The following is a 17,323-nucleotide window of genomic DNA, read 5'->3' as shown; positions in this document are numbered from 1 at the left end:
CGCCATGAAACGTTGGCTCGGCAAGGCGGAGGTGGTCCTCGGAAACCACAGCGACCGCCTTAATGCGATCAACATCTTTCCCGTCGCCGACGGCGACACGGGCACAAACCTGTATCTCACGGTCCGTGCTGCCGTTTCTGCGTTGGATGGACCCACCGTTGCGGCGTCAGAATCAGGCCACGATGTTGGCGCGGTTCTGTCAAAGGCCGGCCAGGCAGCCATGGAGCAAGCGCGGGGGAATTCGGGAACGTTGTTCGCGGTCTTCCTGTGCGCGGCCGCTGAACCTTTGGCAGGCAAAACACGCCTTAGTGCCCCGCTCCTGGCTACCGCACTGAACAGGGCCCAGATACGTGCCTGGTCCGCGCTCAGCGAGCCCGTGGCCGGAACCATGCTTTCAGTCCTGGAAGCCGCCGCCCATGCCGCACAGCGGGTCGACGCAGAGCAGGACGGCGACGACAGCAACCATGCGCTGGGGTTGTCGCTCGATGCCGTGGTGGAAGCTGCCTACCAAGCCGTTCTTCGCACCGAGGATGAGCTCGCCCAGTTGCAGGAAGCGCACGTGGTCGACGCCGGCGGCGTGGGCATGCTCCTGGTATTGGACTGTCTTCGTTCCGCAGTGCTCGGCGAGGAACTGCAGGACGAAATGCTGGACAACCTGCACGGCTACAAGCTGCAGGATCCACACATCCATGAGCACATGCCGGCAGATGACGGCGTGGAGGTCATGTGCACCATCAGCCTTTCCCCGCTCAACGCTGCCATCCTGCGGCAAAGGCTGGATGAGATGGGCGACTCCGTCATCATGAGCCAGGTCGGGGGTGCCCGGAACGACGACGACGATGACGAGGAATCGCCGATGGAGGCCAGTTACCGTTGGCGTGTCCACGTCCACGTTCCGGATCCCGCTCCGGCCGTGGAACTGATCCGTTCACTCGGGGAACCGAGCGATATCGCCGTCAGCCAGCTTGCCCTGCCCCGGCATGATTCAGACCAGCCACGGCATGATTACTGAACTGGAACTGCCCCTCGAACGCAGGATCGGTAAGCGGTCTGCGGCAGTTATCGATAAACACCTGGGCCTCAAATCAACCGGTGCCCTGCTGAACTACTTCCCGCGGCGTTACCTGAGCCGCGGAGAGCTGACGCCCATCAGCAACCTGCCGTTGGACGAGGAAGTCACGCTCATCGCCCGCGTCCTGTCCAACAGCACCCGCCAGATGCGCGCCCGCCGTGGTTCCATCACAGATGTCGTCGTCACCGATGAGGCCGGCGGAAGCGGTGTCGCGGGGACCCTGAAGGTGAGTTTCTTCAACGGGTTCCGCGCCAAGGCGGAGCTGCTGGCCGGTCGCCGGGCCATGTTTTCGGGGAAGGTAACACGCTACGGTGGGGCTCTTGGCCTGACCAACCCCGACTTCCTGTTGCTCGACGAGGACCCTGAAGCCGAAGGCTCCGTGGACCCTGCGAAGCTGGCCACCATGCCTATTCCGGTGTACCCGGCGACAGCCAAACTGACCAGTTGGTCCATTCACAAAGTGATCACTGCGCTCCTGCAGACCATGGACCTTGACGGGCTGGAGGACCCGATCCCGGCCCATCTTGCCGGGAGGGACGGTTTGCTGAGCGTCGCTGAGGCGTATCGGCTGATCCACTCGCCGGAGACCCCCAAGGACTGGCAACGGGCGCAGGAACGATTCCGATACCAGGAAGCTTTGGTCCTGCAGACTGCCTTGGCGAGAAGGCGCGCCCAGCTTGCGGCCGAGGAAGCCACAGCCAGGCGACCGCTGCCCGGGGGCCTCCTCAGCACCTTCGACCGGAACCTCCCGTTCACGCTGACTGCAGGCCAGTCCGCCGTCGGAAAGACCCTGGCCGAGGAGCTGGGCCGGGATACGCCCATGAACCGGCTCCTGCAAGGCGAAGTGGGTTCCGGCAAAACAATCGTTGCCCTGCGCGCCATGCTCCAAGTCGTGGATGCCGGAGGCCAGGCCGCGCTCCTCGCACCCACCGAGGTCCTTGCCGCCCAGCATTTCGATTCAATCCGCCGGACCCTGGGCCCACTTGCCCGCGACCAAATCTTTGGCGGGGCAGGCATGCTCGGCGGAGACTCCGGGCAGCAAGCCGTCCAGGTAACCTTGCTGACCGGTTCCATGCCCACCGCGGCACGAAAGCAGGCAATGCTTGATGCGGCGTCCGGGAATGCCGGGATCGTCATCGGCACGCATGCCCTGCTGAGTGACAAGACGAGTTTCCAGGATCTCGGCCTGATTGTGGTCGATGAGCAGCACCGCTTCGGGGTGGAGCAGCGCGATGCCCTCCGGGCAAAAGCACAACGTCCTCCCCACTTGCTGGTGATGACGGCAACTCCCATTCCGCGTACCGTCGCCATGACTGTGTTCGGTGACCTTGAGACCTCCATCCTCGACGAGCTTCCCGCCGGACGAGCCCCTATCTCCACGCATGTGGTGGGGCTCTCGGAAAACCCGGGTTGGGCTGACCGCATCTGGAAGCGGTCGCGCGAGGAAGTCGACGCGGGACACCAGGTCTATGTGGTGTGCCCCAAGATCGGATCGGACGACGACGGCGACTTCAGTCCCGGCGAATCGGAACCGAGCGAAGCGGAACTCCAGGACGAGGGCGGGGCGAGGGAGCTCGCGTCGGTGACTGCCGTCGTCGAGGGCCTCCTGCAGGAGCCGTCCCTGGCTGGTGTTCCAGTGGCACCCCTGCACGGACGGCAGGACCCGCAAATGAAGTCTGAAACCATGGCCTCATTTGCGTCCAATGAGACCAAGGTCCTGGTTTCCACCACTGTCATCGAAGTGGGCGTGGATGTCCACAATGCCACGTTGATGGTGATCCTTGATGCTGACCGTTTCGGCATTTCCCAGCTCCACCAATTGCGGGGACGTGTGGGGCGCGGCGGGCTTCCGGGCACGTGCCTGCTGGTGACCACCCTGGAGCCCGGGCATCCGAGCCGGCGCCGCCTGGAGGCGGTTGCGTCCACTACCGACGGTTTTGAATTGTCGCAGGAGGACCTCAAGCTGCGCCGTGAAGGTGACATCCTGGGGGCTTCACAGTCCGGCGGACGCTCCACTTTGAAGCTGCTCCGGGTCCTTGAGCACGAGGACATCATTGCCCGTGCAAGGGCCGACGCCCAGTCCCTGGTGGCGGACGATCCCGCGTTGGCGGACCAGCCCGCGCTTGCCGCCGCGATAGATCAGTACCTGAACCCTGAGAAGGAGGCGTTCCTTGAACGCGGTTAGAAGCCCCGGCAAAGGCCCGCAAGGAGTATGCCTGTGAGCCGCATCATCGCCGGAGTTGCCGGCGGAAACCCTCTGGCAAGCGTCCCCGGCAATGCCACCAGACCCACGACGGACCGCGTCAAGGAGGCCCTGTTTTCGCGTCTGGAATCGTTGGCGGTGATCGACGGCGCGCGGGTCCTGGATCTCTACGCGGGCTCGGGTTCACTGGGTGTCGAGAGCGCCAGCCGGGGCGCGCACAGCGTGGACCTGGTGGAGTTCGATGCCAAGGCAAGCGACGTCTGCCAACGGAACGCGGACCTGGTCAACCAGACCCTGGGGTCCAAGAAAGTTTCCGTCCACCGTTCCAAGGTGGAATCGTTCCTGGAGCGTGCAGGCGATGCTTCGGTGTGGGACCTGGTCTTCCTTGACCCGCCCTACCCCCTGGACGAACCGGCGCTGGCTGCGGTGCTCGAAAAGCTGGCACTGCACCTGGACGATGCCGCCGTTGTGGTGGTGGAGCGCAGTTCCCGCAGCCCCGAACCGTCGTGGCCGGATGCCTTGGAGTGTTTCGCCGACAAAAAGTACGGGGAGACCAAGCTGTGGTTCGCTGAACCGGCGTGAGCACTGGTTCCGTTTAGCCGGCGATCCGGTCCAGGTCCACGCCCGTCAGGACGGCAGCCGGGTGGGGGCCGCGGGCCAATAGTTCAGCTGTCCATTCCGCGGGCCATGGCGTACGTGTGCCGACCAAAATTATGTTGCCCGGATAGCGGCCTTCAAACATGCCGGCCTCCGCGAACGCAGCAACATCCGGCATGGCCTTGCGCAGCGCTGAGACCTGGCTGCGGACAAGCGTGAGCGCCGGCTCGTCGCCCACATTGACGATGAGGACGCCATCGGGAGCCAGCCGGGCTGCTGCCTCTTCATAGAACTCCCTGCAGGCGATATGGGAAGGGGCCTCGGGCCCGGAAAAGATGTCAAGGATGACGACGTCGAACCCCGCCTCGGCGGGAAGCTGCGCCAATGCGTCGCGCGCGTCGCCGATATGGGAGGTCAGCCTTGTACCGTCGGGCATCGGCAGTTTCTGGAGGACAAAGTCCAGGAGTTCACGTTCCAGTTCAACGGCGTACTGTTCGGAGCCCGGTCGGGTGGCCTGGATGTAGCGGGCCAGTGTAAGTGCTCCGGCGCCCAGATGAAGGGCCCGGATGGGGCGGCCAGGTTCTGCGGCCAGGTCCACCACGTGCCCGATCCTGCGGAGGTATTCATAGAAGATCTCACCGGGCGCCGCCAGGTTCACGTGTGACTGTTCGGCTCCGCCGATGCTCAGGATGAAGCTGCCCTCCACGAGGGGGTCTGTATCGATCGTGGCGTGCTGGCCGCTGGTGCGGAGGAAGCGGGCGGCATGGCCGGAATCCCGGGAATTCACAGGCGTTCCTTGAGCGTAGCCAGGCGCCCGGCAGCTTCTTCCAGGACGTCGATCTTCTTGCAGAAGGCAAAACGCAGGAGGCTGCGGGTGCGTTCGGCGCCTTCCGGATGACAGAAGACCGGAACAGGGATGGCAGCCACTCCGACGAGTCCGGGCAGGCGCCTGGCGAGATCAACGGAATCCCTGATGCCCAGCGGCGCGGTATCGACGTTGATGAAATACGTGCCGCTGGGGTTGAAAACGCCGAAGCCTGCGGCGCGGAGGCCTTCGGCGAGGATGTCGCGCTTTTGCCGGAGGGTATCGGCAATGCCCTGGTAAAACGCGTCGGGAAGGCCCAGGCCGACCGCGATGGCGCCCTGGAATGGCGTGCCGGAGCTGTAGGTCAGGAATTGCTTCACGGTGCGTACAGCTGCCACCAGGTGTGCCGGTCCGGTGAGCCAGCCGATCTTCCATCCGGTGAAGGAAAACGTCTTGCCGGCGGAGGAAATGGTGATGGTTCGTTCGGCGGCGCCGGGCAAGGTGGTGACCGGGATGTGCGGCACTCCGAAGGTGAGATGCTCATACACTTCGTCGCTGAGGATGATGGCGTCGTATTTGCCGGCCAATTCCACGATCCTGGCGAGGACGCTATGCGGAAATACGGCACCCGTGGGGTTGTGCGGGTTGTTCAGGAGGACAATTTTGGTTCTGCTGCTGAAGGCTTCTTCCAACGTTTCGAGGTCCGGCAGGAAATCAGGGGCCAGCAGGGGAGCGGTGACATGCTTGGCGCCGGACATCCCGATGATGGCACCGTACGAGTCGTAGAAAGGCTCGAAGGTCAGGACCTCGTCGCCGGGTTGGACGAAGGCAAGCAGCGCCGCTGCGATGGCCTCGGTTGCTCCCGTAGTGACAAGGACTTCATTGTCGGGATCCGGGTCCAGGCCGTAAAACCGTTGCTGGTGGGCCGAGACGGCCTCCCGCAATGCGGCAACCCCCTTGCCTGGCGCATACTGGTTCGCTCCTGCCGCAATGGCGGCCTGCGCTGCGTCCTTGATCTCTACGGGGCCGTCCTCGTCGGGAAAGCCCTGACCGAGGTTGATGGCTCCGGTGGACACAGCCAGTGTGGTCATTTCTTCGAAGATGGTGACTCCCAGGTCCCCGGCAGGTGAGAGCAGGTTGGCTCCCATAGCGGCCCGTTTCCAAGGTGCCGGAGCGTCGGCTGAAGTTCCAATAAGGGGAGCGCTGCTGCCTGCTGATGCCATGGCAGCCATGGTATCCCGGCGAAGCCATGGGGTAGGTTCGTCTCATGAGACGCGCGGTATGCCCTGGATCCTTTGACCCCATCCACAATGGACATCTCGAAGTCATTGCCCGGGCCGCCGGCCTGTTCGATGAAGTCATCGTTGCCGTGTCCACCAATTACGCCAAAAAGTACCGGTTCAGCCTCGAAGACCGGATGGAGATGGCACGCGAAACGTTGGCTTCCCTGCGCGGAATCATCGTGGAGCCCATGGGTGAAGGCCTGCTGGCCGAGTATTGCCGCCACAGGGGCGTTTCGGCGATCGTCAAAGGCCTGCGCTCGTCCTCGGACTTCGACTACGAGTTGCCGATGGCCACGATGAACCGCCAGTTGACCGGCGTCGAAACCGTCTTCCTGCCCGCCGAAGCGCACTACGTCCACCTGTCCTCCACCCTGATCAAGGAAGTCAATGTCCTGGGCGGGGACATCTCTGATTACGTCCCCAAATCTGTGTTGAAGCGGCTCCTTGCAGGCGAGCCGCCCACTGAAGCGCCCCGCAAGGGGTAGGCTTGTCGGGTACCTGCGCCCTCACGCAGAGTTCCCCAAGCTGAAACCAGCGTGCTTCTGTGCGCGCCCGGTGCCGGTTTGAGTCCTCAAGCGTGATCAGGCTAAGATGGTACGTCGGTCATATGTTCTACAGGAGTTCTCATTAAGCGAGATGCAAGTTCGCCCTTGGCGCTGGTAGTCAAGGACCTTGGACGCAGTCCAGGGACCATGCGGACACTCAACGAGCATGTACCTGCGCCAAGTGACCTTGGTGTGGCGCTCATTGGCGTAAAGGAAGGCTCGGATATCGAGCTGGATCTTCGTCTTGAGGCCGTACACGAAGGAATTCTGGTATCCGGATCCGCGATCGTCGAAGTAACCGGCGAGTGTGGGCGATGCCTGGATCCCCTTGCGTATGACCTTGAGGTCAATGTGCAAGAACTTTTCTTCTACGAAGGTGCTGAGCTTTCGGCCGAAGAAGACGATGAAGAGCAACGTCGAGTCGAGTACGATCTGATCGATCTTGAGCCGGTGTTGCGGGACGCAGTTGTCACTATGCTGCCGTTCCAGCCGGTGTGCCGGGAAGACTGCCAGGGTCTGTGCTCCGAATGTGGAGCGCGCCTGGAAGACGAGCCGGGGCACCACCACGAGGTCATTGACCCTCGCTGGGCTGCCCTAGCTGATCTGGCTAAGACTGACCGGCAAACCGATTAGTAAGTGTTCGTCTAAGAGAGAAATGAGATAGCCGTGGCTGTTCCCAAGCGGAAAATGTCTCGCGCAAATACACGCGCCCGCCGTGCCCAGTGGAAGGCAACTGCCCCCAACTTGGTCAAGACCATCGAAAACGGTCAGGTTACCTACAGCCTGCCGCACCAGGCAAAGGTCGTTACTGACTCTGCCGGCACCGCGCTGTTCCTTGAATACAAGGGCCGCAAGGTCGCAGACGCCTAATCTGCCGTAGAGGCTGACTAAGGATGTCTTCAACTGAAGAGCTTCTGAAGCGTCTCGGTGTCTCCATTGACACCGAGACGCTTCGTCTTGCTCTCACACATCGCTCATACGCGTATGAGAACGGCGGGATCCCCACCAACGAGCGCCTTGAGTTCCTCGGCGACTCCATCCTGGGTTTCTCCGTGACCGATTCCCTTTACCGTGAGAACCCCACGCTGCCTGAAGGCGAGCTTGCCAAGCGCCGCTCCGCCGTCGTCAGTACGCGCGCTCTGGCCGGAATCGGCCGTGAGATCGGCGTCGGCGAGTTCATCTACCTCGGCCAAGGCGAAAAGCTTACTGACGGCAAGAACAAAGCCTCCATCCTGGCTGACACCATGGAGGCGCTGATCGGTGCCACTTATCTGTCAAACGACATCGAAACCGCACGCCAGCTGGTCATGCGGCTCGTGGGACCCCTCCTGAAGGACGCAGGTGCCCTGGGCGCCGGCACGGACTGGAAGACCAGCATCCAGGAGCTCACCGCCAGCCGGCAATTGGGCGCCATCCACTATGCGGTGGAAGGCTCCGGACCGGATCACGCGCGGACTTTCGAAGCCGTACTGAACATTGGCGGAACACCCTACGGACGCGGTTCCGGTCACTCCAAGAAGGAAGCAGAGCAGGAAGCGGCCGCCGATGCCTGGCGTGCCCTGACTGCCCTGGACACGACCCCGACTGGTCCGGCGTCCGCTTGATCCATGCCTGAGCTTCCCGAAGTAGAAGTGGTGCGCCGTGGCCTTGCCCGATGGGTCAGGGGCCGGACCATCACAGCCGTCGAGGTGCTGGACCCGCGCTCCATCAGGCGCCACACCCTTGGGACCGAAGACTTCGTGGGGAATCTGGAACACGCCACGGTGCTTGACGTCGTGCGGCGGGGAAAGTTCCTGTGGATGCCTCTCTCCATGGACGGTGTGTCCGCCACCGGTGACGGGACCCTTCCCGAGGTCGCGACCCTGCCCAAGGTCGCGCTTATGGCCCATCTGGGAATGAGCGGACAACTTCTCATGCAGGATCCGGACGTGCCGGACGAAAAACACCTCAAGGTCAGGATCTCGCTGAGCCCGGTGGAGGGCATGCCGGAACAACTCAGGTTCGTGGACCAGAGGATCTTCGGCGGACTCTTCGTGACCTCCCTTGTGCCCACCCCGGACTCCGGGCCCGGAGGCCTGGGCGAGACGCCGCTGCCGGAGATCGCCGAGGAAGCCTCGCACATAGCAAGGGATCCGTTGGATCCGTGGTTCTCATTCGACGCGTTCTACCGGAACGTCAAGAAGCGGAAGACGGGCCTGAAGCGTGCCCTGCTGGACCAGGGAGTCATCTCCGGTATCGGCAACATCTACGCCGACGAGGCCCTGTGGAAGGCGCAGCTCCACTACGCACGGCCCACCGATACCTTGCGACGGGCAGACGCCGAGCGGCTCATCTCGGCCGTTAAGGATGTCATGGACGCCGCCTTGGCCGCCGGCGGGACCAGCTTCGACTCCCTCTACGTTAACGTCAACGGCGATTCCGGCTACTTCGCGCGCTCCCTCAACGCCTACGGGCGGGCCGGTGAATACTGCCTGCGTTGTGCCGGGAAGGGGCTTCAGAGTGTCATCAAACGGGAACAATTCATGAACCGTTCCTCCTACACCTGCCCGGTTTGCCAGCCCCGCCCACGGAATGGGCGCTGGTAGCGCCAAAACTGTTCCGGAATCGTGGCGTGAATGGCAGACTGTCCCCATGAAACGCTTGGTGCGGTACATCGCCATCGCACGGCCGAACGCCACCTCGTCGCAGGTGGCGTCACTTCTACCCGCCGCCCCTGAGTCCCACGCCGTAAATCCGCGGCCGGGCGGGGCTGTTCTTCCGGTCATGCCATGATGGCGCGGCGGCTGGTCATCGCAGGCATATGCCTTGCCGTGCTGATCGCCGCCGTCGCAATACTCTTTGACCAACTGGCGGTGAAGCCGGCCCCTTCGGCGCAGACGACGTCCTCGTCGTCCCCAAGCCCGGGCTCGACTGCCCCCGGGTCAACAGCTTCGGCGGGAACCACGTCGCAAGGCGCCGAGGCACCCGGCTCCGGCAGTTCGCCGTCGGATGCTTCAGCAAGCGGAGGTACTGAAAACGGTGGCGACGGCGGTTCGTCACCGTCCGCCGGCCAGCCACTGGAAGTCCTTCCCCCTGTGACGGCAACACCGACAGGGCTGCCCGCGCCAACTGCTCCCGCTCCACTGATCACCGGAGCCTTGCCGGAGCCTGGTACCGCAGCCGGTGAAATGGTGGACGGCTGGCCCGCAGGGATCCTCACCTTGCCAGCGGGCTCGACCATCGGTTCAACCTCCGTGTCGACCTCGGGCAACACGCTCCAGGTCGCAGCTGATGGCATCATCGACAAGCCCCAGGCAGAGGTGCTGGGTTCCTTCCGAGATTCCTTGGTATCGCATGGATTCTGGTCCGAAGACGCTCCAGCCGCTGACGGTGCCATGGCTGCACGGTTCGTGAGGGGCGCGGATACGGTGACCGTTTCGGTATCAACCACAGGGACAGGCAGCTCGCGCTTCCAGCTTCTGGGCAGCCTGCACACGGCGGCAGATTAGGGCACCCATGTATATTTCCCTTTCGGACCGCAGCGGCGGTAAGCGGGATAAACCGCAGGGCATGGGGACGGCACTATCCAGCGAGGTGCCGTTCCGCTTGTCTCCGGTCATCCTTTGGCTGGGCATTGTCAGTATGGTCACCGATGTTTCCTCGGAGTCGGTGTCGGCCATCCTGCCCCTGTACGTGACAGGTTTCCTGGGTTTATCCACCATCGCCTTCGGCGTCATTGACGGCATCAACCAGGGTGCCAGTGCCATCGTCAGGATCGCAGCCGGCTGGGCTGCCGACCGCACCGGCCACCCTAAGCGGATAGCTGTGGCGGGCTATGGCTTGTCCATGCTTGCCAGGATCGGATTCCTTGTCGCCGGGAGTTTTTGGGCGATCGCGGCAATCGTCACAGCCGACCGCATCGGCAAGGGCATCAGGACGGCTCCGCGTGATGCGCTGATTTCAGTCTCGGCGCAGCCGCAGCATCTGGCGAGATCGTTCGGCGTGCACCGGATGCTGGACAACATCGGCGCGGCAGCGGGTCCGTTGATCGCCTTCTTTGTGCTGTTGATGATTCCCAACGGGTTCAGCACTGTGTTCGTGGTGTCCCTGGCCTTCGCGGTGATCGGTGTCGCCGTCCTTGCCCTGGTGGTGCCCGATGTCCAGGCCAAGGCCTTGAGAGGGGCCAGCGAACGTAAGGACCGCAGGCTTTTCGCCTTTTCGTGGAGCCATTTGAAGGAACCGGGTTTGGGCAAGCTGCTGATCGCGGCAGGGCTCTTGGGCCTGGTCACGATTGGCGACGGCTTCATCTACCTGGTCCTGCAGGACAGGGATTCCTTCGCGGTCCAGTGGTTTCCCCTGCTTTTTGTTGGCACCAACGTGGTGTTTCTTGCTTTGGCCATTCCGCTGGGACGGCTGGCAGACCGCGTGGGGAAGATCCCGGTGTTCGTCGCCGGGCACGTTGCGCTGCTTGCTACGTATTTGTTGGCCGCCGCTCCTTTTGGCGGGCTTTGGGCGACGCTGGGCTGTTTGGTCCTGCTGGGTGCCTTTTACGCAGGCACTGACGGCGTCCTGGCCGCGCTGGCCAGCCAGCTGACGCCGTCGGGAAAACTCGCCACGGGAATCGCCTCCGCGCAGACTGTGGTGGCTCTGACCCGCATGCTGGCCTCGGCCGGATTCGGTGTGTTGTGGTACGCCGTTGGTGCTTCCACCGCGATGCTCTTGGCAGGGGCGCTTTTGGCCTGTGCCGTTGTGGCTGTGGTTTTCATCCTCCGAGGTGCCAAGCGCGATGTCCCGGCCGACGTGAGCGACGGAGCATGAGGGAACGCGCCTTCGGGGGAGCTGCCGCGGGGAAGGTGCGGTGGGGTGTCCTCCTGGTGGTCACTGTACTGGTCCTGGTCGCAGCGGGCGTCTACGCGGTGGGGGCCTACCAACGCTTTGAAGAAAGCCGGACGGCGGCCTCGTCCGTGGGGACCTCAGCCGGCGGACAGCTCCCCGGTGCTCCGTTCGTGCTGTTCCGGAACACCGCGTCAGGGCAGGGGTACGGGAACGCCGCAACTGTTCCGTTGTCGGATCCCGGCGGTAGCCGGGCCGTGAGCGGCCAGGAATGCGACCGGGTCTACGGCTCGCCGGAGCAGGTGGTGTGTTTGCGCACCAACCGGGGGCTGGTGACCTCTTTTGAAGCCGAGGTGTTCAACCGTAACTGGGAGCAGCAACGGGCCTGGCCGCTTCCCGGGATCCCCAGCCGGACCCGGATCAGCCCCGACGGCTCCAATATTGCCACTACGGTGTTCGTCACCGGCCACTCCTATGCGACAGCAGGATTTTCCACCGCCACCGAAATCAGCCTCCCAGGCGGTTCCACCGGCAACCTCGAGGACTTCGCCCTGCTGGTCAACGGCGAACGGTTGCAGGCTACCGACCGCAACATCTGGGGGGTGACCTTCGCACCGGACCAGGCGGATGTTTTCTATGCCACTGCGGCCGCCTCCGGACGCATCTGGCTGGTGCGGGGGAGCCTGTCAGCAAGGACTTTGACGGCTGTCCATGACAACGTGGAGTGTCCTTCGATTTCCCCGGACGGGACCCGGATCGCGTACAAGAAGAACGACGGCGGCGCGCTGGCAGCGCACTGGAACATCGCGGTTCTTGACCTCGCCAGCGGACGCGAGACCGTCCTTGCCGAAAAGCGCAGTGTGGATGACCAAATCGAGTGGCTCGATGACCGGAGCCTTCTCTATGGCTTGCCGGACGAGACAACGGACGGGGACAGCAACATCTGGAAGCTGGAAACGGAACCGGGCGCCCAACCAAGCATGTTCATTGCCCATGGTTGGTCGCCCAGCGTCGTTCGCTGACGTTGTTGCTTCAGCAGATCCCGAGCAAGCCGCAGACGAGTCCAGTCTGGGTCGGGCTGGGTGACGGACTCGGTGACGGGGTCGCTGTCGGTGACGGGGTCGGGGTCGCTGTCGCTGTTGCTGTTGGGGTTGCTGTCGGCGTGGCAGTAGGTGATGGTGACGGCGCCGCCTGCTGCTGGGCTGGAGCTGCGGTGGAGTACACCACATCCACGAAGTAGTTCGTGGCGTTCCAGGAACTGGTGGGCATCACGCCGCCTGAGCCGTACCGGTAGCGTCCGTTGTTGGGGCCCGAGGCCGTGAACACTCCGCTCGTCCATGTCTGGTTAAAGAATCCCTGCGTTGAGGAGTAGCGGCCGTTTGGCGCCCGGTAGGAGACCACATAGGTCTGTCCGGTAGACAAGGCAACCGGGGTTGCCAAGGTGGCGGTTTGCCAGCCGGTGGCCGTTTCGTTGGTGAAGGTCACCTGTGCCAGCCTGGTGCCTGCGGCGTTCCACAGCGAACCAACATGGGTGCCTGTGTTCCCGGTTCCCTTGTAGAAGCGGATCCCTGTGACGTTCCCCGCCTGGGACACCGTGAAGGCAGTTCCGAGCTCCACCGAAAGCGGGTCGGAGTTGGCGGCAACCTGGGGAAGCAACGAACCGAAGATCGTCGATTGCTGGACCGCTGCCGCCGCCGTGGTGAACTGCCAGGTGGTCGGGGGCAGGGATTGCCCCTGCGGGGTGGCCACGCCCGAGACGTTGGCGGATATCTGGGTGTTGGCGGGAAGGGCGGCCGTCGGCGTGAACGTGATGGTGCGGGCGTCAGCTGACAGTGCTGCCGTTCCTGCGACAGAGGATCCGTTCGCGGTCAAAGTGAACGTGGCGCCCGGATTGATGGCGGTGGAGAACGTGATGGATGGTTTCACGTCCGTGGGAATGGCGGTGGCTCCTGGAGCGGGCACCTGGGCACTGATGGACAGGGGAGGTGCGGCTACGGTGAAGACCAGGTCCACCAGGTAGCTGGCCGTGGACGCCGTACTCGGGAAGTCACTGGTGTAGGAGTACGCCCCCGAATCCGGCTGGGTCTTCAGCGGTCCCCTCGTGAAGCCTTCACCGAAGCCACCGGAGGTGTAGGAGTACTTGCCTGTGGGCGTCTTGTAGGCAGCTACATACTCGGTGTCCGCCTGGATGTTCACGGGCTGGCTGAACGTAGCAGTCTGCCAGCCGGTACTGGATTCGTTCGTGAACGTCACGGTCGCCAGGACCTGGCCGCCCACCGTGTAGAGGTATCCGGTGTGGGTCCCGGTGTTGCCGGCCGACTTGTAGAAGCGCACACCGGTCACCTGGCCCGCAGTGTCGCTGGTGAAGCGGACACCCAAGGTCAAGGGCACGCCATCATCTACTTCGAGGGTCGTTGGCGTCACCGTGTCCTCGTACAGGGTGCACGGGCACGAACCGGGTGTGCCCGCGGCCTGTACTGTGGTGAACTGCCACGTCCCACCGGATGACATTGGTTGTCCGGAAACAGCCGTAGCAGTCACGGTGGCCGTGTAGGAAGTAGCCGCCGCCAAAGGTGCCGAGGGCGTGAAGGTCACCTTGCGGGTGTTGCTGTCATAGACAGTGGTCCCGGCAACGGCGGCACCTGCGGCCGTCTTGAGTGACAGAGCGACGCTTGAGGACACGGCTGCTTCCGAAAGAACCGCGCTGACCGTTGTGTTGAGCGGAACGCTCGAGGCGTTCGGAATGGGGGAGTGGCCACCAACGGTGAACGGAGGCGCCGAGACCACCACCACTACGTCCACCAGGTAACTGGTGGAGGACCTCGAAGCAGGGAAGTCCCCGCTGTAGCTGTAGGCCCCCGCGTCCGACACAGTCCGCAACGGTCCAACGCTCAGTCCGGCCCCAAAGCCATTGGCGGTTGCCGAATATGCGCCCGTGGTTGACTTGTAGCTAGCTATGTACTCGGTATTGGCAGCCATTTGGACCGGCTGGCTGAACATGGCCGTCTGCCACCCGGAACTGCTCTCATTGGCAAAGGTGACCGTTGCCAGCTGCTGCCCGCCCGCTGTGTAGAGCGCGCCTGTATGGGTGCCGGTGTTGCCGGCTGACTTGTAGAAGCGGACCCCGGTCACCTGACCGGCGGAGACACTGGTGAACCGTACTCCCAAGGTCAGCGGGACTCCGTCCTGGATTTCCGCGATGCCGGGAGTGACGGAGTCGTCATAGAGGCTGCACGGGCACGATCCCGGCACGGACGCCGTGGCAGCGGTGGTGAAGGTCCACGTGCCGCCCGAGGTGACCTGGCCTCCCGTGCTGTCAGTGCCTGACAACGTTGCCGTGTACACGGTGCTGAAGGCCAGCTGGGATGCCGGAGTGAACGTTGCCTTGCGCGTGGTCGCGTCATAGCTCGTAGTGCCCGTTACCGTTCCGGCAGAAGACTTCAGGACCAGCTGGACGCTGGCTGGGGTCACTGGCTTGGAGAAGGAGGCGCTGACCTTGGTGGTCACGGGGACGCTGGACGATGACGGAATGGGGGACTGCCCGGACACCGTCAGCGGCGAAGTATCCACGGTGCTGAAAACTGCATCAACGAAGTAGTTGCCACCGTTGAAACTGGTGGTCGGGAAGCCTTGCGAGGTGTTGTACACGCCCGCAGGCTCCGCCCCGAAACCACCGGTGACCTTCAACGGCGGATCATTGAATCCAAAGCTCGCCCACTGGTAGTCCTTGGTGGCATAGTGCCCCCTGGGTGCCCAGTACGAGACCGTGTACTTTTGGCCCGCGGAAACGGCTACCGGCTGGCTGAACAGCACGCTCTGCCAGCCCGAGGCGGTTTCATTGGCAAAAGTGGCGGTAGCCAGGCGGGTGCCGGTGGAGCTCCACAACGAACCCGTGTGGGTTCCGGTATTGGCCGAGCTCTTGTAGAACCGGACCCCCGTCACGAAGCCATTCACTGAGGGCGTGAACCGCAGGCCCATTTCGTAGGCTCCGCCGTCTCCGGAGTCGGTGATGGCAGGGACAGTTTGGCCAAAGACGCTGTAGGGTCCGGTGAGGCCAAGGTTCCTCGTAGCCACGGCTCCGATGTTGGCGCTGTCATCCACGGCCCGAACCTGGATCGCGGCGGTGTCCAGGCCCTTCTGGATGTAGGTGTAGGTCCAGGAAGCCTTGCCCTGGGCCGGGTGCCAGGTAGTACCGCCGTCGGTGGAAACCTCGACGCCGGCCACAACACCGCCGGTGTCCGTGGCAGTTCCGGTGACCGTCACGCTGCTTCCGTGCGCGATGGTTGCGCCGTTGGCTGGAGCGGTGATGGTCGCCGTGGGGCCGGTCAGATCCGAGCTCGCGCTCGCAGCAACAAGCCCGGCCGCGCGGGTTGCCGGCTGAACGCCCATGTCCGCAAACAAGTTCACTTGAGCCTGCCGCATGCGCATATCGGCAGCGGCGCCGTCGCCGTCGTGCTCCTGATCCAGGCCCCAGGTCCACTGGACGCTGCCGGCCGAGAAGACAAGAGCCCCGCTGGCCGCCCGGTACAGGGTGATGTGATGCGTGGTTGTGCCGGGCTTGACCGTATTTCCGTAATCCTGGAGGTACTCGCTGACGCTGCCGACTGTTGTGGACAGCTGGATCAGACCTGACGGCCGGAAACCGTTATCGAGGTCCTCGTCGGATTCATAGCCCACTGTGTGCGGCGCCAAGGCAGCAGTGGCACCTGCGGGCAGGGAAGCCAGTGAGGTATTGCGCCACAACCGCGACTTTCCTTCAGCGGCTGACACCGTCACTGGAAGGTCGGTGTAGTTGGACATATACAGCGTGCCCGTCAATCCGTTTTCGGGCAGACCACCGCCATTGGCCTGGGATGCGTAGCGCGGATCCCGCCATGTTCCGGTCCATTGGCTGGTGGGGTCGATCTTTCCGTTGCTCCACGTCTCCTTGTAGCAGGTCAAGGTGCGGCCCGCGGCGCCGTCCACGGAGGAGGGCTCGAACCGCGTACGCCAGTACATTTCATTGCCCGAAAGGAACTGGAGGTTGACGCCCGCGTCGCGGGCCGCAGTAACATTGGCCCTTTGGGGGCCGGACCAGTATTCGTCGTGGCCGACGGAAAGAAATACCTTGTGGTTCAGCAGCTCCGCACCATTGCGGTCAACGTCAAGGCCGCTGACGTAGCTGACGTCATAGCCGTTTTGTTCCAGGAACCGCACCATCGGATATTCGTTGGCGAAGTAGAAGTCCCGGCCTCCGATGCCGCCCCGGGTGTTCACGGGGCGGTTGTAGCTCACTTTGTAGGCGCGCCCGTTGACGGCCCCCTGGTAGAAGTCGGCGCCGCCATACGTGTTGTAGGCCTGCCAGGTCTGGTCCGCTGTTTGGAAAACGATCGATGAACGGTTTCCGTCGTTCCTGACGATGAAGGTGATGTGGCTCTGGCCGCCCGTATCCGGTCGAGTGAGAAGGGCGATATAGACCCCTGAGACCGCGGTCGCAGGTACCTGCCAGGTGGCCGAAACAGCCCAGGTACCGCAGTCATAGAGTTCGGTCGTCAGATCGTTCCTGCATGCGGGCTGCGTCTGGCGCAGGACCGATGGAGTGACGTCGGCAATCTTCCGTGCACCGTTGCCTCCATACCAGCCCGTGCGGTAGATCGCGATGGTGTAGCTGGGGGCCTTCGTGTCGATCTTGAAGCGGATGGGTTGTCCGGCGTTGACGCTGATCTCGGTGGAGAAACCCTGGATTGTGTCATCCCCGGCCCCGTCAATGTCCCATTCCGAGGGCGGGCTGCCCGGTTTGGAATTCTCACACGCCACAGCGTTCACTATGGGGTCGCAGGGGCCTGCCGCCACAGCCGCGGGGGCGGTCAGGGGCAGCAACGCTGCCACCATTGCCAGCACCAAAGTGAAGAGCAGCCCCTTGAGGGCCCGCTGAGGTGGGGTTACTGAAGGACCGGGCATGAGAACTCCTGGAGTGGTACGCCAATTGCTACGACGGGTCTGCGTCTTCACGCAGCCCCTGCTTGC

General features: G+C 63.4%; 15 protein-coding genes. 12 read left to right on the top strand and 3 right to left on the bottom strand.

Annotation, left to right across the window (positions count from 1 at the left end; translation table 11 throughout):
- Positions 1 to 4 precede the first annotated feature (4 nt).
- From JMY29_RS11800 to rsmD, 3 genes are read left to right on the top strand one after another with little or no spacing between them, the layout of a single operon-like run.
- A complete protein-coding gene (locus JMY29_RS11800) occupies positions 5 to 1,012 on the top strand; it encodes a DAK2 domain-containing protein (protein WP_110503991.1) in 1,008 nt (335 codons plus the stop codon).
- A complete protein-coding gene (locus JMY29_RS11795; protein ID WP_189076826.1) occupies positions 1,002 to 3,257 on the top strand; it encodes an ATP-dependent DNA helicase RecG in 2,256 nt (751 codons plus the stop codon). The genes JMY29_RS11800 and JMY29_RS11795 overlap by 11 nt, the downstream gene beginning before the upstream one ends.
- Before the next feature lie 33 nt (positions 3,258 to 3,290).
- On the top strand, positions 3,291 to 3,857 hold the full coding sequence (rsmD, locus tag JMY29_RS11790; RefSeq protein ID WP_018776231.1) for a 16S rRNA (guanine(966)-N(2))-methyltransferase RsmD: 567 nt from the start codon (positions 3,291 to 3,293) through the stop codon (positions 3,855 to 3,857).
- A 13-nt stretch (positions 3,858 to 3,870) separates the two neighbouring features.
- Here rsmD and JMY29_RS11785 read toward each other — a convergent pair whose 3' ends face one another.
- Positions 3,871 to 4,659: a spermidine synthase gene (locus JMY29_RS11785; protein ID WP_189076809.1), complete on the bottom strand. Its 789-nt coding sequence runs from the start codon at positions 4,657 to 4,659 to the stop codon at positions 3,871 to 3,873.
- Positions 4,656 to 5,909 carry an aminotransferase class I/II-fold pyridoxal phosphate-dependent enzyme gene (locus JMY29_RS11780; protein ID WP_189076810.1) on the bottom strand — a complete coding sequence of 418 codons (1,254 nt, stop codon included), beginning with the start codon at positions 5,907 to 5,909 and terminating at the stop codon, positions 4,656 to 4,658. Before JMY29_RS11780 ends, JMY29_RS11785 begins: the two co-directional genes overlap by 4 nt.
- Before the next feature lie 35 nt (positions 5,910 to 5,944).
- Here JMY29_RS11780 and coaD point away from each other — a divergent pair, with 35 nt between their 5' ends.
- From coaD to JMY29_RS11735, 9 genes are all read left to right on the top strand, one after another.
- Positions 5,945 to 6,445, top strand: coding sequence for a pantetheine-phosphate adenylyltransferase (coaD, locus tag JMY29_RS11775; RefSeq protein WP_018776228.1), 501 nt, complete (start codon positions 5,945 to 5,947; stop codon positions 6,443 to 6,445).
- Between the two features lie 165 nt (positions 6,446 to 6,610).
- A complete protein-coding gene (locus JMY29_RS11770; RefSeq protein WP_079582429.1) occupies positions 6,611 to 7,138 on the top strand; it encodes a YceD family protein in 528 nt (175 codons plus the stop codon).
- Between the two features lie 33 nt (positions 7,139 to 7,171).
- Positions 7,172 to 7,375, top strand: a complete 204-nt coding sequence (gene rpmF / locus JMY29_RS11765) for a 50S ribosomal protein L32 (RefSeq protein WP_011775139.1) — start codon at positions 7,172 to 7,174, stop codon at positions 7,373 to 7,375.
- Between the two features lie 23 nt (positions 7,376 to 7,398).
- Positions 7,399 to 8,109: a ribonuclease III gene (gene rnc, locus JMY29_RS11760; protein WP_018776226.1), complete on the top strand. Its 711-nt coding sequence runs from the start codon at positions 7,399 to 7,401 to the stop codon at positions 8,107 to 8,109.
- Positions 8,110 to 8,112: 3 nt separating this feature from the next.
- Entirely contained in the window at positions 8,113 to 9,090 is a 978-nt protein-coding gene (gene mutM, locus JMY29_RS11755; protein ID WP_189076811.1) for a bifunctional DNA-formamidopyrimidine glycosylase/DNA-(apurinic or apyrimidinic site) lyase, read from the top strand.
- A 46-nt stretch (positions 9,091 to 9,136) separates the two neighbouring features.
- Positions 9,137 to 9,277, top strand: coding sequence for a hypothetical protein (locus JMY29_RS11750; protein WP_155845886.1), 141 nt, complete (start codon positions 9,137 to 9,139; stop codon positions 9,275 to 9,277).
- Positions 9,274 to 9,993: a hypothetical protein gene (locus JMY29_RS11745; RefSeq protein WP_189076812.1), complete on the top strand. Its 720-nt coding sequence runs from the start codon at positions 9,274 to 9,276 to the stop codon at positions 9,991 to 9,993. The genes JMY29_RS11750 and JMY29_RS11745 overlap by 4 nt, the downstream gene beginning before the upstream one ends.
- Positions 9,994 to 10,000: 7 nt before the next feature.
- Positions 10,001 to 11,302, top strand: a complete 1,302-nt coding sequence (locus JMY29_RS11740) for an MFS transporter (protein ID WP_233460923.1) — start codon at positions 10,001 to 10,003, stop codon at positions 11,300 to 11,302.
- The gene (locus JMY29_RS11735) at positions 11,299 to 12,339 is read left to right on the top strand and encodes a TolB family protein (RefSeq protein WP_189076813.1); all 1,041 of its coding nucleotides are present in this window, start codon (positions 11,299 to 11,301) and stop codon (positions 12,337 to 12,339) included. The genes JMY29_RS11740 and JMY29_RS11735 overlap by 4 nt, the downstream gene beginning before the upstream one ends.
- A 10-nt stretch (positions 12,340 to 12,349) precedes the next feature.
- Here JMY29_RS11735 and JMY29_RS11730 read toward each other — a convergent pair whose 3' ends face one another.
- Positions 12,350 to 17,257, bottom strand: a complete 4,908-nt coding sequence (locus JMY29_RS11730) for a DUF4082 domain-containing protein (protein ID WP_189076814.1) — start codon at positions 17,255 to 17,257, stop codon at positions 12,350 to 12,352.
- Positions 17,258 to 17,323 lie beyond the last annotated feature (66 nt).

This window comes from Paenarthrobacter nicotinovorans (genome assembly GCF_021919345.1).
Classification (GTDB): domain Bacteria; phylum Actinomycetota; class Actinomycetes; order Actinomycetales; family Micrococcaceae; genus Arthrobacter; species Arthrobacter nicotinovorans.
This window is presented reverse-complemented; position numbering and strand designations above follow the sequence as displayed.